The sequence below is a fragment of the Microbacterium sp. ZOR0019 genome (genome assembly GCF_000800925.1).
Taxonomy (GTDB): Bacteria; Actinomycetota; Actinomycetes; order Actinomycetales; family Microbacteriaceae; genus Microbacterium; species Microbacterium aurugineum.
Map to the genome: position 1 here is coordinate 1 of NZ_JRKC01000069.1, position 15,329 is coordinate 15,329.

19 protein-coding genes and 1 pseudogene are annotated in these 15,329 nt (G+C 68.4%); 8 read left to right on the top strand and 12 right to left on the bottom strand.

Annotated features, from left to right (window positions below):
* From L978_RS19000 to kynU, 5 genes are all read left to right on the top strand, one after another.
* A partial coding sequence (locus L978_RS19000; protein WP_047523963.1) for a hypothetical protein occupies nt 1-184 on the top strand: 184 nt, incomplete at its 5' end.
* Entirely contained in the window at nt 181-633 is a 453-nt protein-coding gene (locus L978_RS14240; RefSeq protein WP_047523964.1) for a RidA family protein, read from the top strand. The genes L978_RS19000 and L978_RS14240, both read left to right, overlap by 4 nt.
* Nucleotides 630-1,154, top strand: a complete 525-nt coding sequence (locus L978_RS14245; RefSeq protein WP_047523965.1) for a 3-hydroxyanthranilate 3,4-dioxygenase — start codon at nt 630-632, stop codon at nt 1,152-1,154. Before L978_RS14240 ends, L978_RS14245 begins: the two co-directional genes overlap by 4 nt.
* A 6-nt stretch (nt 1,155-1,160) precedes the next feature.
* On the top strand, nt 1,161-2,153 hold the full coding sequence (locus L978_RS14250) for an amidohydrolase family protein (RefSeq protein WP_047523966.1): 993 nt from the start codon (nt 1,161-1,163) through the stop codon (nt 2,151-2,153).
* Between the two features lie 29 nt (nt 2,154-2,182).
* Nucleotides 2,183-3,457 carry a kynureninase gene (kynU, locus tag L978_RS14255; RefSeq protein ID WP_047523967.1) on the top strand — a complete coding sequence of 425 codons (1,275 nt, stop codon included), beginning with the start codon at nt 2,183-2,185 and terminating at the stop codon, nt 3,455-3,457.
* A 161-nt stretch (nt 3,458-3,618) separates the two neighbouring features.
* On the opposite strand, the gene L978_RS18420 is transcribed toward kynU, so the two are convergent.
* The 10 genes from L978_RS18420 to L978_RS14305 all read right to left on the bottom strand — a co-directional run bounded on the left by L978_RS18420 (nt 3,619) and on the right by L978_RS14305 (nt 11,631).
* Nucleotides 3,619-4,350 carry a GntR family transcriptional regulator gene (locus L978_RS18420; protein WP_052193777.1) on the bottom strand — a complete coding sequence of 244 codons (732 nt, stop codon included), beginning with the start codon at nt 4,348-4,350 and terminating at the stop codon, nt 3,619-3,621.
* A gap of 143 nt (nt 4,351-4,493) precedes the next feature.
* Nucleotides 4,494-4,946 (bottom strand): 50S ribosomal protein L9, encoded by a 453-nt coding sequence (gene rplI, locus L978_RS14265; protein ID WP_047523968.1) that lies wholly within the window; start codon nt 4,944-4,946, stop codon nt 4,494-4,496.
* Nucleotides 4,947-4,957: 11 nt separating this feature from the next.
* Entirely contained in the window at nt 4,958-5,212 is a 255-nt protein-coding gene (gene rpsR / locus L978_RS14270) for a 30S ribosomal protein S18 (protein ID WP_017203799.1), read from the bottom strand.
* Between the two features lie 56 nt (nt 5,213-5,268).
* On the bottom strand, nt 5,269-5,781 hold the full coding sequence (locus L978_RS14275) for a single-stranded DNA-binding protein (RefSeq protein ID WP_045262453.1): 513 nt from the start codon (nt 5,779-5,781) through the stop codon (nt 5,269-5,271).
* A gap of 5 nt (nt 5,782-5,786) precedes the next feature.
* A complete protein-coding gene (rpsF, locus tag L978_RS14280) occupies nt 5,787-6,155 on the bottom strand; it encodes a 30S ribosomal protein S6 (protein WP_047523969.1) in 369 nt (122 codons plus the stop codon).
* Between the two features lie 261 nt (nt 6,156-6,416).
* Complete coding sequence (locus L978_RS14285) at nt 6,417-7,256, bottom strand: ABC transporter ATP-binding protein (protein WP_047523970.1); 840 nt, start codon at nt 7,254-7,256, stop codon at nt 6,417-6,419.
* Entirely contained in the window at nt 7,249-8,067 is an 819-nt protein-coding gene (locus L978_RS14290; protein WP_047523971.1) for an ABC transporter ATP-binding protein, read from the bottom strand. The genes L978_RS14285 and L978_RS14290 overlap by 8 nt, the downstream gene beginning before the upstream one ends.
* Entirely contained in the window at nt 8,064-8,975 is a 912-nt protein-coding gene (locus L978_RS14295; protein WP_047523972.1) for an ABC transporter permease, read from the bottom strand. The genes L978_RS14290 and L978_RS14295 overlap by 4 nt, the downstream gene beginning before the upstream one ends.
* Nucleotides 8,972-10,033 carry an ABC transporter permease gene (locus L978_RS14300; RefSeq protein ID WP_047523973.1) on the bottom strand — a complete coding sequence of 354 codons (1,062 nt, stop codon included), beginning with the start codon at nt 10,031-10,033 and terminating at the stop codon, nt 8,972-8,974. The genes L978_RS14295 and L978_RS14300 overlap by 4 nt, the downstream gene beginning before the upstream one ends.
* 11 nt (nt 10,034-10,044) lie before the next feature.
* Complete coding sequence (locus tag L978_RS14305; RefSeq protein WP_047523974.1) at nt 10,045-11,631, bottom strand: ABC transporter substrate-binding protein; 1,587 nt, start codon at nt 11,629-11,631, stop codon at nt 10,045-10,047.
* A 204-nt stretch (nt 11,632-11,835) separates the two neighbouring features.
* Between L978_RS14305 and L978_RS14310 the strand changes: the two genes are divergently transcribed.
* Nucleotides 11,836-12,369 (top strand): Lrp/AsnC family transcriptional regulator, encoded by a 534-nt coding sequence (locus L978_RS14310; protein WP_047523975.1) that lies wholly within the window; start codon nt 11,836-11,838, stop codon nt 12,367-12,369.
* Nucleotides 12,370-12,382: 13 nt separating this feature from the next.
* On the opposite strand, the gene L978_RS14315 is transcribed toward L978_RS14310, so the two are convergent.
* Nucleotides 12,383-12,739, bottom strand: coding sequence for a hypothetical protein (locus L978_RS14315; RefSeq protein WP_226533924.1), 357 nt, complete (start codon nt 12,737-12,739; stop codon nt 12,383-12,385).
* A 77-nt stretch (nt 12,740-12,816) separates the two neighbouring features.
* Here L978_RS14315 and L978_RS14320 point away from each other — a divergent pair, with 77 nt between their 5' ends.
* Nucleotides 12,817-13,785: a hypothetical protein gene (locus tag L978_RS14320; RefSeq protein WP_047523976.1), complete on the top strand. Its 969-nt coding sequence runs from the start codon at nt 12,817-12,819 to the stop codon at nt 13,783-13,785.
* Nucleotides 13,782-14,885: a hypothetical protein gene (locus L978_RS14325; protein WP_047523977.1), complete on the top strand. Its 1,104-nt coding sequence runs from the start codon at nt 13,782-13,784 to the stop codon at nt 14,883-14,885. The genes L978_RS14320 and L978_RS14325 overlap by 4 nt, the downstream gene beginning before the upstream one ends.
* A gap of 210 nt (nt 14,886-15,095) precedes the next feature.
* On the opposite strand, the pseudogene L978_RS14330 reads toward L978_RS14325, so the two are convergent.
* Nucleotides 15,096-15,329 (bottom strand): annotated as a pseudogene (locus tag L978_RS14330) (hypothetical protein); the annotation flags it as partial.

The window sequence follows — 15,329 nt, forward strand, 5'->3', positions numbered from 1 at the left end:
CGCGCGACTCGCCGCGCGGTACGGGTTCGCACTGCGTGCCGGCATGGTGCTGCTCGCCGGAGCCGCGACCGCCGCCGTCCCCCTGCCCGACCGCGGCGTCGTCGAGGCGTCCATCGCCGGACTCGGGCGCGTCGGCGTCCGCACGCACGAGGGATCCGACGAGCCCGAGGAGGGAGCACGATGACCGATTCACGAGGGATCCTCGTCGAGGGCAAGGCGACGCCCCGAGGGCGCTTTCCGCACGCGAAGGTCTCCGGTGACCTCGTGTTCGTCTCCGGGACGTCGAGCCGGCGCCCCGACAACACGATCGCCGGTGCGGAGGTCGACGAGCTCGGCGCCACACGTCTCGACATCGCGGTGCAGACCCGCGCCGTCATCGAGAACATCCGCGCGGTGCTCGCCGCCGCCGGGTGCGACCTCGGCGATCTGGTCCAGGCGACCACCTTCCTCGTCGACATGAACGACTTCGCCGCGTACAACGCCGTCTGGGCCGAGTACTTCGACGAGCAGGGCCCGGCCCGCACCACGGTCGCCGTGCACGCCCTGCCCCATCCGCATCTGCGCATCGAGATCCAGGCGATCGCGCGCCGGCCCGACCCCATCACCGCTGCCACTCTCGAGGAGGAGAAATGAGCACCATCCCACCCGTCATCGATTTCCCCGCATGGATCAAGGAGAACGAGCATCTCCTGAAGCCACCGGTCAACAACAAGGCTGCCTGGGCACCGATGGGCGACTTCATCGTGCAGGTCGTCGGCGGACCCAACCAGCGCACGGACTTCCACTTCGACCCCTATGAGGAGTGGTTCTACCAGTACCGCGGCAACATGCACGTCAACATCCAGACGCCGGAAGGTCTGCAGCGCATCGACATCCGCGAGGGTGAGATGTGGCTGCTGCCGGGTAACGTCTTCCACTCTCCGCAGCGCCCCGAAGAGGGCTCCATCGGCATCGTGATCGAGCGCATCCGCGAAGAGGGCACGCTCGAGAAGTTCGCCTGGTTCTGCCCGAACTGCAATGCCAAGGTGCACGAGGTCGAGCTGCAGGTGCGCGACATCGTCGAGGACCTGCCGCCGGTGTTCCGTGACTTCTACGAGAGCGAAGAGGGGCGTACCTGCCCGCAGTGCGGAACCGTCCACCCCGGCAAGGGCTGAAGCCCCTTGGGCACGATCGACGTCCACACGCACTTCGTGCCGAGCGCCTGGCCCGACCTGTCGACACAGGTCGGGCCAGGTCTCTGGCCGACCCTTCGCGTGGACTCCGAACGCGACGCGATGATCATGCTCGGCGAGACCGAGTTCCGCCGCATCGGCGACGACTGCTGGGATGCCTCGGTGCGCCTGGCCGACATGGATGCCGACGGCGTCGAGATGCAGGTCGTCTCCCCCACCCCGCTGTTCTTCTCCTACGACAAGTCGGGGGATGAAGCGGTCAAGGTCGCACGCATCTTCAACGATCTCGCTCTGGAGATCTGCGCCCCGGCACCGGAGCGGCTGATCCCGTTCGCCCAGGTGCCGCTGCAGGATCCGGATGCCGCGTGCGCCGAGGCCGACCGTGCGCTCGCCTCCGGCCACGCGGGCGTCGAGATCGGCAACCACGTGGGTGACCGCGACCTCGACGACGAGGGCATGGTGATGTTCCTCCAGCACTGCGCCGACAACGACATCCCGGTGTTCGTGCATCCGTGGGACATGCCGGGTTCGCCGCGGCTCGACCGATGGATGGCACGCTGGCTCACCGGCATGCCCGCCGAGACGCACCTGTCGATCATCGCCATGATCCTGGGCGGTGTCTTCGATCGTGTACCACCGACTCTCCGTCTCGCGTTCGCGCACGGAGGAGGCTCCTTCGCATTCTGGCTCGGGCGCTTCGAGAACGCGTGGCTGCAGCGCCCTGACCTCATCGGGGTCAGCGAACGGCCGCCGTCGGCATACCTCGACCGCTTCAGCGTCGACAGCGTCGTCTTCGACCCGGTCGCGTTGCGGGCGCTGGTGGAGACGCTCGGCACGAGTCAGGTGATGGTGGGCAGCGACTACCCGTACCCGCTCGGCGAGCGTCCGGTCGGCAGCGTCGTCGACCGGGCCGACTTCCTCGACGAGGCGCAGAAGCGCGCCATCCGCAGCGACAACGCGCTGCGGTTCCTGGGGCGCTGAGCCCGCATCGACTTCGAACGGACTGTTCCATGAGCATCACCCCGACCCGCACCGCCATCGACCGCGCCACGTGCCTGGCCCTCGACGACGCCGACCCGCTCGCACCGATGCGGGAACGGTTCGTGCTGCCGGACGATGTGATCTACCTCGACGGGAACTCGCTCGGTGCGCTCCCCCGCCACACCGCGGCACGCCTGGAGCAGGTCATCACCGAGGAGTGGGGGACGGGGCTCATCCGCAGTTGGAACGAGGCCGGGTGGTTCGCCAAGCCGCGCACGATCGGTGACAGGATCGCACCACTGATCGGCGCCGACGCCGGCGAGGTCGTGCTCGGCGACTCCACGTCGGCGAGTCTGTTCCAAGCGGCGGTCGCGGCGGTCCGGCTCCGCCCCGGTCGCCGCGTGATCGTCGCGGAGCGGGGGAACTTCCCCACCGACCTCTACATGCTCGAGGCGGTGCAGGAACTCCTGGGCGGCGGGGTTCCGCTGGAGCGTCGACTGATCGCCGACGACGGACCGACCCTCGACGAGGTGCTCGACGACCATGTCGCGGTCGTCGTGCTCACCCAGGTCGACTACCGCACCGGGCGGATGCACGACATCGCCGAGGTCACACGAAAGGTGCACGCCGCGGGCGCGCTCGTCATCTGGGACCTCTGCCACAGCGTCGGCGCGGTCCCGATCGACCTGAACGCTGCGGAGGCGGACTTCGCGGTGGGCTGCACCTACAAATACCTCAACGGCGGACCGGGCTCACCCTCGTTCATCTGGGCCGCCGCCCGACACCACGGCACCGCTCGGCCGGCTCTGACCGGCTGGCACGGCCATGCACGACCGTTCGACTTCACGGTCGACTACGCCCCCGCCGCGGGGATCGAACGCTTCCGCGTCGGCACCCCGCAGCTGCTTTCGGTGGCCGGACTCGAAGCGAGTCTCGACATCTGGGACGACGTGGATCTGACCCTCGTGCGGGAGAAGAGCCTGCGCCTCACCGAGCTCTTCCTGTCCCTCGTCGACACGCGCCTGACCCCGCGCTGGGGCATCGAGCCGGTCACCCCTCGCGAATCGGCCCGCCGTGGCAGCCAGGTCTCCCTGCGCCATGAAGACGGCTACGCGGTGATGCAGGCGTTGATCGAGCGCGGCGTGATCGGCGACTTCCGCGCTCCCGACCTCATCCGCTTCGGCTTCACCCCCCTGTACACCTCCTACACCGACGTGTGGGATGCCGTGGAGGCCCTGGAGGACGTGCTGCACAGTGGGATCTGGCGCGAACCCCGTTTCGCGCGCCGCGGCACCGTCACCTGAGCCCGGGCCCTGCCTCATCTGCATGACCCGCGCCCTCGCCTCACCTGCATGACCCGGGGACACCTGCATGACCGTGCCCGGCGATCCCGCCATGCATCCGTGCGGGAGTCATGCATGCGTACCCGGAAGGCGGCCCGGAAGGAGGCGCGGAACTGTGCGTGTCAGGATCCGTCGGCTGCGGCCTCCGTGGCGGCGGCATCCAGGAGCGCGATCACACCGTCACGCACGTGGTTCAGGTGCGACTCGAGCACGCGCAGCGCCTCCTCCGCATCGCCCGCGGCGACCACGTCGATCAACTCGCCGTGCGAGTGATCATGGCTGCCGGGGGAGACCAGACGCCAGCCCAGCACGTAGCGGCCGAGCTTCAGACGGAGCTGCTCGATCATCTCCCACATCAGCGGACGCGACTGCGCGTCGTAGAGCGTCGCGTAGAACTCGGTGCGCGCCTCCACGAACTCCCCGCCTTCGGAGATGTCGTCGGCGGTCCGGGCGAGCTCACGCAGAGCCGCGACCCGTTCCGGAGTCATCTCGGCCATCGCCAGCCGCAGCGCCTCCTTCTCGAGCAGGGTGCGCAGGTGGTACACCTCGGTGGCTTCCTCGACCGACAGCGCGCGCACCATCGCCCCGCGGCGGGCGTGGAAGATCACGAGGCCGTCCGCCTCCAACTGGATCAGCGCGGATCGGATCGGCAGGCGCGAGATGCCGATCGACTCGGCCAGCGTCTCCTGCCGCAGCTTCATCCCGGGAGGGAGCGTGCCGTCGAGGATCGCATCGCGGATGATGTCGTACGCCATCGCGCCCACCGACCGGTATCCGGCTCCGTGCCGCTGCGCGAGTCTCTGCAGCGCGTCGGCCCGATCCTTCGCCGACGCGACGTTTCCTGATTGCACCATGGAGCGACAGTATCGGATGATCGCACCGAACTCTGCATTCTGGATCCAAAATCACGTCCGTGTCCTCGTACGGCCGTGCCCTCACGCCCCGGAGACGCCGAACGCCCCCTCTCCCGAAGGAGAGGGGGCGTTCGAGAACAGCGTTACTTCGCGGCGATGACCTGCAGCGTGATGACTGCAGTGACGTCTTCGTGCAGACGCACGGTCGCCTCGTGGTCGCCGGTCGACTTGATCGGCGAGGTGATGTGCACCTTGCGCTTGTCGATCGACCCCAGGCCGGCGGCTGCGACAGCATCCGCGACGTGGTCGGTCTTGACCGAGCCGAAGAGACGACCCTCTTTGCCGGCCTTGACCGTGAGGCGCACCTTGGTGCCCTCGAGAGCGTTCTTCAGCGCGACAGCGTCGTCACGATCGTGGATCGCGCGTGCCTGACGCGCGGCCTGGATCGATGCGACCTGCTTTTCGCCACCGCGGGTCCACGCCGTGGCGAAACCCTGGGGGATGAGGAAGTTCCGGGCGTACCCGTTCTTGACCTCGACCACGTCACCGGCGCTACCGAGCCCGGCGACCTCATTCGTGAGAATCAGCTTTGCCATCTCGATACCCCTTACCGGCCGGCGCCAGCGTAGGGCAGGAGCGCCATTTCGCGCGCGTTCTTGATCGCCGTGGCGATCAGACGCTGCTCCTGCACCGAGACACCGGTGATACGACGGGCGCGGATCTTGCCGCGCTCCGAGACGAACTTGCGAAGGGTGGCGACATCCTTGTAATCGATGACACCGACCCGGATGGACTTCGCGGGAGCAGCGTTCTTCGCGCCCTTCCGCGGCTTGCGGCGGTCGCCGCTCGACTTTCCAGCCATTGTTTTTCCTTAGTGATGAGCGGATGCCGGCCCTGCGGACCGGATCCAGAAGTTGTTCAGAACGGAGTGTCGTCGCCGAAGCTGCCCGGAGTGCTCCAGGCATCCGCGCTGGTCGACGAGCCGGGCGTGGACCACGGCTCCTCCGACACCTGCTGCTGCGCGGGGCGCGACTGTCCGCCGCCGCCACCACCGGCACCGCCGGTCGAGGCCGCGCGCGTGACCTGAGCGGTCGCGTACCGGAGCGAGGGGCCGATCTCGTCGACCTCCAGCTCGATCGCGGTGCGCTGGTTGCCCTCGCGGTCCTGGTAGGAGCGCTGACGCAGACGGCCCTGCGCGATGACGCGCATGCCCTTCGTCAGCGAGCCCGCCACGTGCTCGGCGAACTCGCGCCACACGGATGCACGGAGGAACAGCGCATCGCCGTCCTTCCACTCATTCGCAGCGCGGTCGAAGTTCCGAGGCGTCGAAGCGATGGTGAAGTTCGCCACCGGCAGCCCGTTCTGCGTGTAGCGCAGCTCGGGATCGGCCGTGAGGTTTCCCACCACGGTGATGACGGTTTCGCCAGCCATGGACGTCAGGCCTTCGCAGCCTTGGCGGCCTTGCGAGCAGCCTTCTCTTCGCTGCGCTTGGCCTCGGAAGCGATCATCGCCTGAGCCTCTTCAGCGCGGAGGACCTTGGTGCGCATGATCTGCTCGTTCAGCTTCAGCTGACGGTCGAGCTCCTGCGTGGCGGCGCTGGTCGCGGTGAAGTTGACGACGGCGTAGATGCCCTCGTTCTTCTTCTGGATCTCGTATGCGAGACGGCGCTTGCCCCAGATGTCGACGTTCTCGATAGAGCCACCATCGTTGGTGATGACCTTCAGGAACTTGTCGAGCGTCGGGGCGACCTGGCGCTCGTCGATCTCGGGGGTCAGAATGACCATGAGTTCGTACTGGTGCGTCACTTACCCACCTCCTTCGGACTAGAACGGCTCTCGGGACTTTCCCGGGAGCAGGAGGGTGTGTGCACGTGTCTGCCCCAGGATTCCCGATTGGAGTCCGGAAGGCAGACAACCTGCACAGTCTAGCGGATTGCGCCCCGGGTTGCTGAACCGCGGCCTCTGTGCGAGAACGGAGAGCATCCGCGCGTGGAGCGGCGTGTCCGGGCGAGGCGTGCCGCCCCGCCCGCGGTTCGTCTCCGTTTCGGCCGCCCCGTCCTCAAAGGATCAGTACGTGACCGGAGGTACTTCCGCCCACACGGTACGGTCGTCGACCGAGGGCGCTGCGGGGATGCGGCCGGCTCCGTCCGGTTCCGGGATCGCCGCCAGCAGCGCCTGCGTGTAGGGATGCTGCGGGGCGGCCCACAGCGGCGCTGTCGGCCCCGACTCCAGCACGCGACCGCCGAACATCACGTGGGTCCGGTCGGCGATGCGTCGCACCACCGCGAGGTCGTGCGAGATGAACAGCATCCCCGCTCCCGACTCCGCGACCAGGTCGCGCATGAGCCGGGCGACGCTCGTCTGCGTCGAGGCGTCGAGGGCGGAGATCGGCTCGTCGGCCACGAGGAGCGACGGCCGCGCAGCCAACGCCCGCGCGATCGCGAGGCGCTGCTTCTGCCCGCCCGAGAACTGGTGGGGGAAGCGCGTGCTGACCTCGGTCGGCAGCCCGACGCGGTCGAGCCATTCGTCGACCGTTGATCCGGCCTCGCCGCGGGCCCGTGCCGTCGCGATGCCGTCCGCGATCTGGTCGCCCACACGCCGTCGGGGGTTCAGCGACGTGGACGGGTCCTGGAACACCATCTGGATACCGGTCATCGCGGTGGGTCGACGACGGATGCCGAGCGGTGCGACGGGCACATCGCGGAAACGGACGGCACCGCCCGCGATCTTCTCGATGCCGACGACGGCGCGGGCGAGGCTCGACTTCCCGCTTCCGGACTCGCCGACGAGAGCCACGGTCTCCCCCGCGGCCACGCTGATCGACACGCCGTTCACGGCGACGACGGGCGGATTTCCCGGGTAGCGCACGACCACGTCCTGCGCGTCGAGGACGGCGACCTCACTCATCTGCGGACTCCTGTTCCGGTGCCTCGTCGACCCGCGAGCCCGGCAGGGCCGCGAGCAGCATGCGCGTGTAGTCGTGATGAGGATCGAGGAAGAGCGTCTCCCGGTCGGCGAGCTCCACGATCCGCCCGTCCTTCATGACGGCCACCCTGTCGGCGATCGCGCTCATCACGCCCAGGTCATGCGTCACGAGCAGCACCGCGAGGTTCCGCTCGACCGCGAGGTCGCGCAGCAGCTTCAGGATGCCCGCCTGCACCGTGACGTCGAGGGCCGTCGTGGGCTCGTCGGCCAGCAGCACCTCGGGGTCGCACGCGAGGGCGCACGCGATCGCGATGCGCTGGCGCTGTCCGCCGGAGAACTGATGCGGATAGCGTTTCAGCGCCTCGGCGGGATTCGGCACCTGCACGGTCTCGAGCAGCTCCACCGCCCGCGCCCGTGCGGCGGCGCCCGTGAGTCCGAGGTGCACACGCATGTGATCGGTGAGCTGACGGCCCACCGGAAGCTGCGGGTGCAGCGAGGCGGACGGATCCTGGAACACCATGGCGATCCGCTTGCCCCGCACGCGGTTGAGCGCGCGTCGGCGCAGGCCGACGAGTTCTTCGTCCCCGAGCAGGATCGATCCCCCGGTGCGCGCCTGCCGCGGCAGCAGCCCCAGCACGGCGAGCGAGGTGAGGGTCTTGCCGGATCCGGATTCCCCCGCGAGCCCCTGGACACGACCCGCCTCGAGTTCGAGCGAGACGCCCTTCACCAGCGGACGGCCGATGTCGATCGTGAGGTCGCGGATGCGCAGGACCGTGGCTCCCTGGGCGCTCATGCCGTCGCCCCCGTCGCCGATGCCGCGTGCTCGTCGGCCTTCTCGTGCGTGATCTCCGCGGTCGGGTCGAGCACGTCGCGCATCGCGTCACCGAGGAAGTTGAACGCCAGCACGACCGTGAGGATCGCGAGGCCCGGGAACACCCCGAGCCACCAGGCGTCGAAGTTCTGCATCGCTGCGGAGATCATCGACCCCCACTCCGCCGTCGGCGGCTGTGCACCGAGACCGAGGAAGGAGAGTCCGGAGAGGAGGAGGATGGCCGCGCCGATGTCGAGCGTGGCGAGGACCAGGATCGGGCCGGCGATGTTCGGCAGGATGTCGACGACCAGCGTGCGCACCGGCGAGTGTCCGAGGAGCCGGCCCGCGATCACGTAGTTCTGCCCGCGCAGCCCCAGCACGATGCTCCGTGTGACACGCGAGTATTGCGGCCAGGACACGACGATCGCGGCGATCACCGCGTTGAAGAGGGAAGGTCCGAGCGAAGCCGCGACCACCATGGCCAGGATCACGGTCGGGAACGCCATGAACAGATCGGTGATGCGCATCAGGGTCTCGTCGACCCAGCCACCGAAGTACCCGGCGACGGCGCCGATGACCGTGCCGATGATCATGGCGGCGATCACGAGCATGAGCGCGAGCGGAAGGCTCACCGTCGCGCCCGTCATCAGCCGGGAGAAGATGTCGCGGCCGTTGCCGTCGGTGCCGAGGAGCGTGTCGATCCCCGGCGCCTGCAGACGCGGCAGCACCTGCGCGTTCGGCGGATACGGCACCCACCACTGGGCGGTGAAGGCCACGATGACCCAGGCGCCCGCGATCACGGTGCCGATGATGCCGAGCGGGGTGCGCCAGGCTCGGGGCCAGCGGAAGCGGAAGCGACCGGCCGGGATGGCGGCGGCGATGCGGCTCATGCGATCCTCACTCTCGGGTCGAGCACGCCGTAGAGGATGTCGACGATGAAGTTGATGAGGAGGTAGATGATGCCGACCACGAGACCGACCCCCATGATGCCTGGCAGATCGAGGTTCGCGGCCGAGTTGTACGCGTAGGTACCCAGTCCGGGCCAGGCGAACACGGACTCGACGAGCACCGTGCCCGAGAGCAGGGCTCCGAACGCGACACCCACGACCGTGAGGATCGGCAGCGAGGCACCCCGCAGGACGTAGCCGAGGATCACCCGCATGGCCGGGAGTCCCTTGGCCCGGGCGGCGCGCACGTAGTCGCTCCCCAGGACCTCGAGCACCGAGGTGCGGATGAAGCGGGTCAGCAGGCCGATCGTCACGAGCGAGAGCACCATGACGGGGAGGGCGAGGTGCGCGAGGGCGTCGAAGAACCCGACCGCGTCTCCGTTCAGGAGATAGTCGACCGTGTAGAGCCCGGTCACGCGCGGCGGCGGGGTGATCGACGGCGAGATGCGCCCGGAGCCCGGAGCGATCCGCAGCTCCAGGAAGAAGACGTAGAAGCTGACGAGCGCCAGCCAGAACGTCGGCACGCTCAGGCCCACCAGCGTGACCACGCGGATGACCTGGTCGGTGACCAGTCCGCGACGGTAGGCGGCGAGGGTGCCGAGCACGATGCTCACAGCGAGACTGACGATGATCGCACCGATCGCGATCTCGATGGTCGCCGGCACCGCGGTGGCGAGGTCGCTGGTGACCGGGCGTCCGGTCACCAGCGACGTGCCGAGGTCTCCGCGGAGCAGATTCCCCATGTAGATGAAGTACTGCACGAACAGTGGCTGGTCGAGACCCTGCTCCTTGATGAACGCTTCGCGCGTCGCGGGGTTCTGCGACGCGCCCTCACCGAGCGCGGCCGAGACCGGGTCCCCCGGCACCAGGTTGGTGAGCGCGAACGTGACGATCGTCACGCCCACCAACAGGAGCAGGGAGGTGCCGGCCCGCCGCAGCAGGTATCCGACCAGAGGCGATCGACGCCGTTGCGCCTGCCTCTGCACCGCCACTGTCGTCATGAGATGTCCGCTCAGCCGGCCGGCGTGATCTCGGCGATGTCCATCTCCCACACGGAGTTGTACACGGCGCCCTTCACGCTGTCGGCGGAGGAGATGTTGCGACCGGGGACGATCATCGGGACGAACGGCCCCTCGGCCTGCATGGCCTCGGCGAACTCCGTGAAGGCGGCCGTGCGCTGGTCGGCGTCGGTCGCGGCGGCGGCACCGGCGGCGATCCCGGCGATCTCCGGGTTGGCCTCTGCGGCCCAGCCGGCGCGCAGGCCGACCTTCAGCCCCGGACCGAACGGCAGGAAGTTCGCGGAGTCCGCGTAGTCGGGGCCCCAGAACCAGAGGCCGAAGCCCTCGGTGCCGTTGACGTAGGCGTCGAGCTCGGTCGCGAACGGCGCGGGGGCGAGGTCGACCGTGATGCCGGCGTCCTTGAGCTGCGCCTGGATGCGCTCGGCGAGCGGCGTGAACTCCACGCCTCCGACCGGGTAGTCGTTCGGGAACTGCAGCTTCAGCGTCTGGCCGGTGTAGCCGGCTTCTTCGAGTGCGGCCGCGGTCTTGTCGAGGTCCTGCTCCACGCCGCTGTCGAGCGCGCCCTCGAATCCGGGCGGGATGACACCGGTCGCCTGCACGGATCCGGCGCCGGCCAGCTCCAGCAGCGCGTCGTAGTCGAGTGCGTAGCGGATGGCCTCGGCGATCTTGACGTTCGCCAGGTCACCGGCGACCGCTTCGGACTGGTTCAGCAGCAGGAAGATCGTCTGGCCGGAGGGGACCGAGTCGACCGTGATGCCGTCGCCGAGACCGGCCACCTGGTCGCCGTTCAGGTCCATCGCGACCATCGAGTCGCCGCCCTTGAGGTTGGCGAGCTGCGTGGCGCTCTCCGACACGTTGCGCACGACCACGCGCTTGTAGTCCGATGCCTCGTCGCCGTTGTACTCGTCGTTCTTCGTCAGCACGACCTGCGAGCTGAGGTCGAGGGTGTCGAGCACGAAGGGGCCGGAGCCCGCGGAAGCGCCGTCGAGGAACTTCTGCGCCGAGTCGGTGCCGTCGGTGGCGCCGCCGTTCTCGAGCACGACATCGGAGTTGACGATACCCAGGGCGGGGTTCGCGAGGATCGCGGGCAGCTGCAGCAGCGGGGTCTCGGAGGTGAAGCGGATCGTCTTGTCGTCGACCTCGGTGATGGTCAGGCCGCCGAGGAGGAAGTTCGGCTTGGCGTCTTCCATGCCCTGGATGCGCTGCAGCGAGAAGACGACGTCCTTGGCCTCGATCGGCGAGCCGTCGGAGAAGACGCGGTCGCCCTCGAGCGTGAATGTGAACTCGGTGGCCTCGTCGTTCTGCTCCCACGAGGCGAGCCCGGGAACGGGAGTCGAGACATCGGAGCCCTCGAAGTCGACGAGGGTCTCGTACAGTGCCTTCGCGATCATGTTTCCGGTCGGGTCGTAGGTGTGACCCGGGTCGGTGGTCTCGATCGAGAACGCGGTGTCGATGACGAGGGAGTCGGAGCCGGAGGAGTTGTCGCCGTTGTTGGCGGAGTTCCCTCCCGAGCATCCTGCGAGCGCGAGGAGCGCGACGGCTCCGAGCGCGATGACCGGCGTGATACGGCGTGACGACATGAGGGCCTCCAGAGGCGAGGAGTACATTCGGGTGAGTCGCCACCGATGTGGACGACCGTGGATCAGATTCGCATCATATGCGACGATGTGTCCAGCAAGAGTGGGTCACCTCGACACGCTCTGTCCAGAACCTCGACCGTGAGGAACAATATGTCCAGCAAGGATGCGGAACACTCGAAGCATTCTGGACGAAGTGCTGCCCCTTTGGACGAGACGGCATACAGAATCCTCGAAGTCCTCCGGGATAACGGTCGCGTCTCGATCGCGGCGCTCGCCGAGAAGATCGGAATATCGCGCGCGAACGCCTACACCCGGGTCGAGTCGCTGGTGCACGACGGCGTCATCACGGGATTCACGGCGCGTGTCGATCAGGCGAAGGCCGGGCTCTCGATCGGAGCGCTGGTGTTCGTCACCGTGATGCCCCAGGCCTGGGCGTCGTTCCGCGAGCGGGTGCTCGAGATGCCCGACGTGGAGTGGTGCGCCATCACGACAGGCGAGCACGATGCCATGCTGCTGATCCGCGCGGTCGACGTCAGCGGCGTGCACGAATTCTCGACCGGGGTGATCGCGCAGCTTCCCGAGGTGCGAACGGTCGTCAGCGTCGTGGTGCTCGACGAAGTGATCCGCCGGCCCTATCTGCTGCCGGGAGACCTGCCCGAGCGCGACACCGAGATCCCGCTCGGGATGACGCGCTGGACACCGGCCTCACCCGGACGCGACACTTTGCCGCCGCGCTGAGGCCGGCTCGACGTCAGGCTGCGATCTCCTCGCACACGCTCAGCTGCGGGAGTCCGTGCATCTCGTAGTGCTCGACCAGACGGATGCCACCGTCGTCGGTGAGCTCGAGCTCGCTCTCGCCGTCTCCGGTCACGACCGTGCCGTCGGCCTTGAGCACGTGCACGAACGACACCCAGATCGTGTCACCGGTGCGGGTGCCCACGAACTTGCCGAAGGTGACCGTGTCGCCCTCGTACCCGCCCCAGATCGCGCCGTCGCGCTCGAAGTACTCGAAGATGCTCGGAGATTCCGGGTCGACCGCCGAGGTGGTGGACGAGATCATCCGGAAGCGGCGGCCGTCGAGGGAGGGGAGGGTTGCAGTCGCAGTCACACCCTCGATTATGGGGGATCCCGCCACGAGTCGTCCGTGCGAGCATCGGAGGCACTGCCCCCGGGTAGCGTGGTGGCATGGAGTGGATTTCCGATCCCTCGGCGGGGGCATGGCTGCGCGAGCGGCTCGACGCAGGTCACGAGACGATGCACGGGGTGGTCCCCCGCGGCTATGCCGCCTACGCCCGGGTGCTGCATCCCGCCGTCGCCCGGACCCTGCCGGATCGCGCGGTGCCGACGGCCGAGGAACTGGTGCGGATGCCCGAGGCGGAGCATCAGGCCCTCGTCGCCCGGTTCGTGGATGAGCCCGTCACCTGGGCGCAGACGGCAGCCGCATTCGGCACGGTCCTGCATCCGCTCGCACAGTGGCAACGGATCGTGCGCACGCCCGCGGGTGGCGACTGGGGCGTCAGGATCGCCCCCGACGGCCGCGAGTTCTCGGCCCCGATCGAGGGGGAGCTCGACCCGGACCTCCTGGCGGCCGTCGCCGAACATCTCGCCGACCACACGCAGACCCCTGACGCCGGGGTCTCAGCGCTCTGGGAGGGACGAGGCGGCCTGCTCGGGTTCGTCGGCATGTCGCCTTCTCGGGCGTTCCTGACCTTCTCGGACGACCCGAACCATCAGGCGATGCTCGATCGCAGCACGAAGGATCCGTTCAACAACGTCTTCCGCAAACCCACGTGGCAGGAGGGCATCCTGTCTCGCGAGATCTCCGAGGGGCCACGCCTTCAGCTCACCGACCGGGGCCACGTGCTGTTCTCCGCCGCGCCGAGCGCCTTCGCCGACCCGGACTGGATCCTGCATGTCCCCTGGCGCGATCACGCGGCCGAGGAGCACGGGTTCCTGCTGTCGGCCCAGAGCCCGAGCATGCTGTGGCCGGAGGACCGCTCGTGGGTCCTGGTGAGCGAGGTCGACTTCGATTCGACGATCGTGGCCGGCTCGTCCGCCCTGATCGACGCGATCTGCGCGGACGAACGCCTGGAGGCTCTGCCGATCCCCGAGGGTGCCGCGCTCACGTGGGATGCCGACACGGTGAACCGGTGAACCCGCCGCAGCTGAGCTTCGACCCGCGGCCGCTCACCGAGCCGGTCGACGCAGCATCGGTGCGCGCGTTCGCCGCGGAGCTCCGTTCCCGCCGCACTGCAGGCATGTCGGCGTCCACCGTCATCGGCATCGCGGTGGCGGTGATCGCCGCGGTCGTGATGATCCCGATCTTCGTGAGCGTGGTGCTGGCGCTCGCGTCCTTCGGCGGCTCTCCCGCTACCGCCGCCATCCCGCTGGTGCTCATCCTGCTCCTGCTCGCGGCAGTGGGGGTCATGATCTGGCTGAGCGTGCGCAACGCCCAGGCGACGCGGTACCGACTCGATCGCTTCGCCCGGGCGAACGGCATGTCGTACGAGCCGAGGATCGTCGATCCGCCTCTTCCCGGCATGATCTTCAGTCTCGGCCGCGCGCGCCAGTCGACCGATCTGATCCGGGGCACCCGGCCACGTTTCGTCGAGTTCGGCAACTACCAGTACACGGTGCAGTCGGGGAAGAACTCGACGACCTACCGCTGGGGCTACGTCGCCGTGAAGCTCGATGTGCCACTGCCGAACATCGTCCTCGACGCCAAGGGGAACAACGGTTTCGGGTCGAACCTGCCCGCGTCGTTCCAGAAGGCGCAACGCTTGTCGCTCGAGGGCGACTTCGACCAGCACTTCACCCTGTACTGTCCCGCCGGGTACGAGCGCGACGCCCTGTACCTGTTCACGCCTGACATCATGGCGCGGTTCATCGACAACGCGGCCCAGCTCGACGTCGAGATCGTCGACGACTGGCTGTTCCTCCACACGCAGCGCAAGGTATCGACCCTCGATCCCGCCACCTGGGCCTGGCTGTTCGGCGTGGTCGGCGCGCTGCTGACCAAGTTCGATCAGTGGGCGCGGTGGCGTGATGACCGGCTGATCGCGGAGAATCCGGGGGCCACGGCATCCGCCGCTCCGCCGAACCAGGCACTCCCCTTCGCACCACCCGCGGGCCTGCTCACACCGCCGCCGGGCGTCGCACCGCAGGGGCGGCGTCTGAAGCGCGGCGGAACCTGGGTGCCGATCATCATCGTGATCGGGTTCATCGCGTTCTGGATCGTGAGCCGGATCATCTGACGCAGAACCGAGTGTGGGGGTGGGTGCCGGCTGGGGACCGAACTCCCACCCCATCCCCCCTCGGGATCGAAAGAAGATCGACTCTCCCTCCGCATGGCGGCTGAGCCGCCCCGCCCACGGTCAGCTGGGGACTGACACTGCTGGGCGTATACCGAAATGGTATACCGCGAGAGGTTGCAACACGTTGCATCCATGCGTCGGAATGCGCTTTCACACGCCCTCCGCTCGACCGGCGCGGGAGCGAGTGTGGCTCCACTGCGCCGAGACCTCGGCCAGGACGCGATCGAGCGCGTGTCCTGCATCGGCCTCGCGCATGGCCGCGCCGATGCGTTCCGCGTTCGCACGGAACGCGGGCTCCGACAGGACACGCTCCACGGCACGGGAGACCTGAACCGGCGTCGCGGTGGTCGTGCGCAGGTTCACCCCGGCACCCGACCACCCGAC

What these genes read in the sequence shown, in the direction of transcription:
- L978_RS14240 (WP_047523964.1), top strand. Translation starts at nt 181, where the DNA reads ATGACCGATTCACGAGGGATCCTCGTCGAGGGCAAGGCGACGCCCCGA.
- L978_RS14245 (WP_047523965.1), top strand. Translation starts at nt 630, where the DNA reads ATGAGCACCATCCCACCCGTCATCGATTTCCCCGCATGGATCAAGGAG.
- kynU (WP_047523967.1), top strand. Translation starts at nt 2,183, where the DNA reads ATGAGCATCACCCCGACCCGCACCGCCATCGACCGCGCCACGTGCCTG.
- L978_RS18420 (WP_052193777.1), bottom strand. Translation starts at nt 4,350, where the DNA reads ATGGTGCAATCAGGAAACGTCGCGTCGGCGAAGGATCGGGCCGACGCG.
- rplI (WP_047523968.1), bottom strand. Translation starts at nt 4,946, where the DNA reads ATGGCAAAGCTGATTCTCACGAATGAGGTCGCCGGGCTCGGTAGCGCC.
- rpsR (WP_017203799.1), bottom strand. Translation starts at nt 5,212, where the DNA reads ATGGCTGGAAAGTCGAGCGGCGACCGCCGCAAGCCGCGGAAGGGCGCG.
- L978_RS14275 (WP_045262453.1), bottom strand. Translation starts at nt 5,781, where the DNA reads ATGGCTGGCGAAACCGTCATCACCGTGGTGGGAAACCTCACGGCCGAT.
- L978_RS14285 (WP_047523970.1), bottom strand. Translation starts at nt 7,256, where the DNA reads ATGAGTGAGGTCGCCGTCCTCGACGCGCAGGACGTGGTCGTGCGCTAC.
- L978_RS14290 (WP_047523971.1), bottom strand. Translation starts at nt 8,067, where the DNA reads ATGAGCGCCCAGGGAGCCACGGTCCTGCGCATCCGCGACCTCACGATC.
- L978_RS14295 (WP_047523972.1), bottom strand. Translation starts at nt 8,975, where the DNA reads ATGAGCCGCATCGCCGCCGCCATCCCGGCCGGTCGCTTCCGCTTCCGC.
- L978_RS14300 (WP_047523973.1), bottom strand. Translation starts at nt 10,033, where the DNA reads ATGACGACAGTGGCGGTGCAGAGGCAGGCGCAACGGCGTCGATCGCCT.
- L978_RS14305 (WP_047523974.1), bottom strand. Translation starts at nt 11,631, where the DNA reads ATGTCGTCACGCCGTATCACGCCGGTCATCGCGCTCGGAGCCGTCGCG.
- L978_RS14320 (WP_047523976.1), top strand. Translation starts at nt 12,817, where the DNA reads ATGGAGTGGATTTCCGATCCCTCGGCGGGGGCATGGCTGCGCGAGCGG.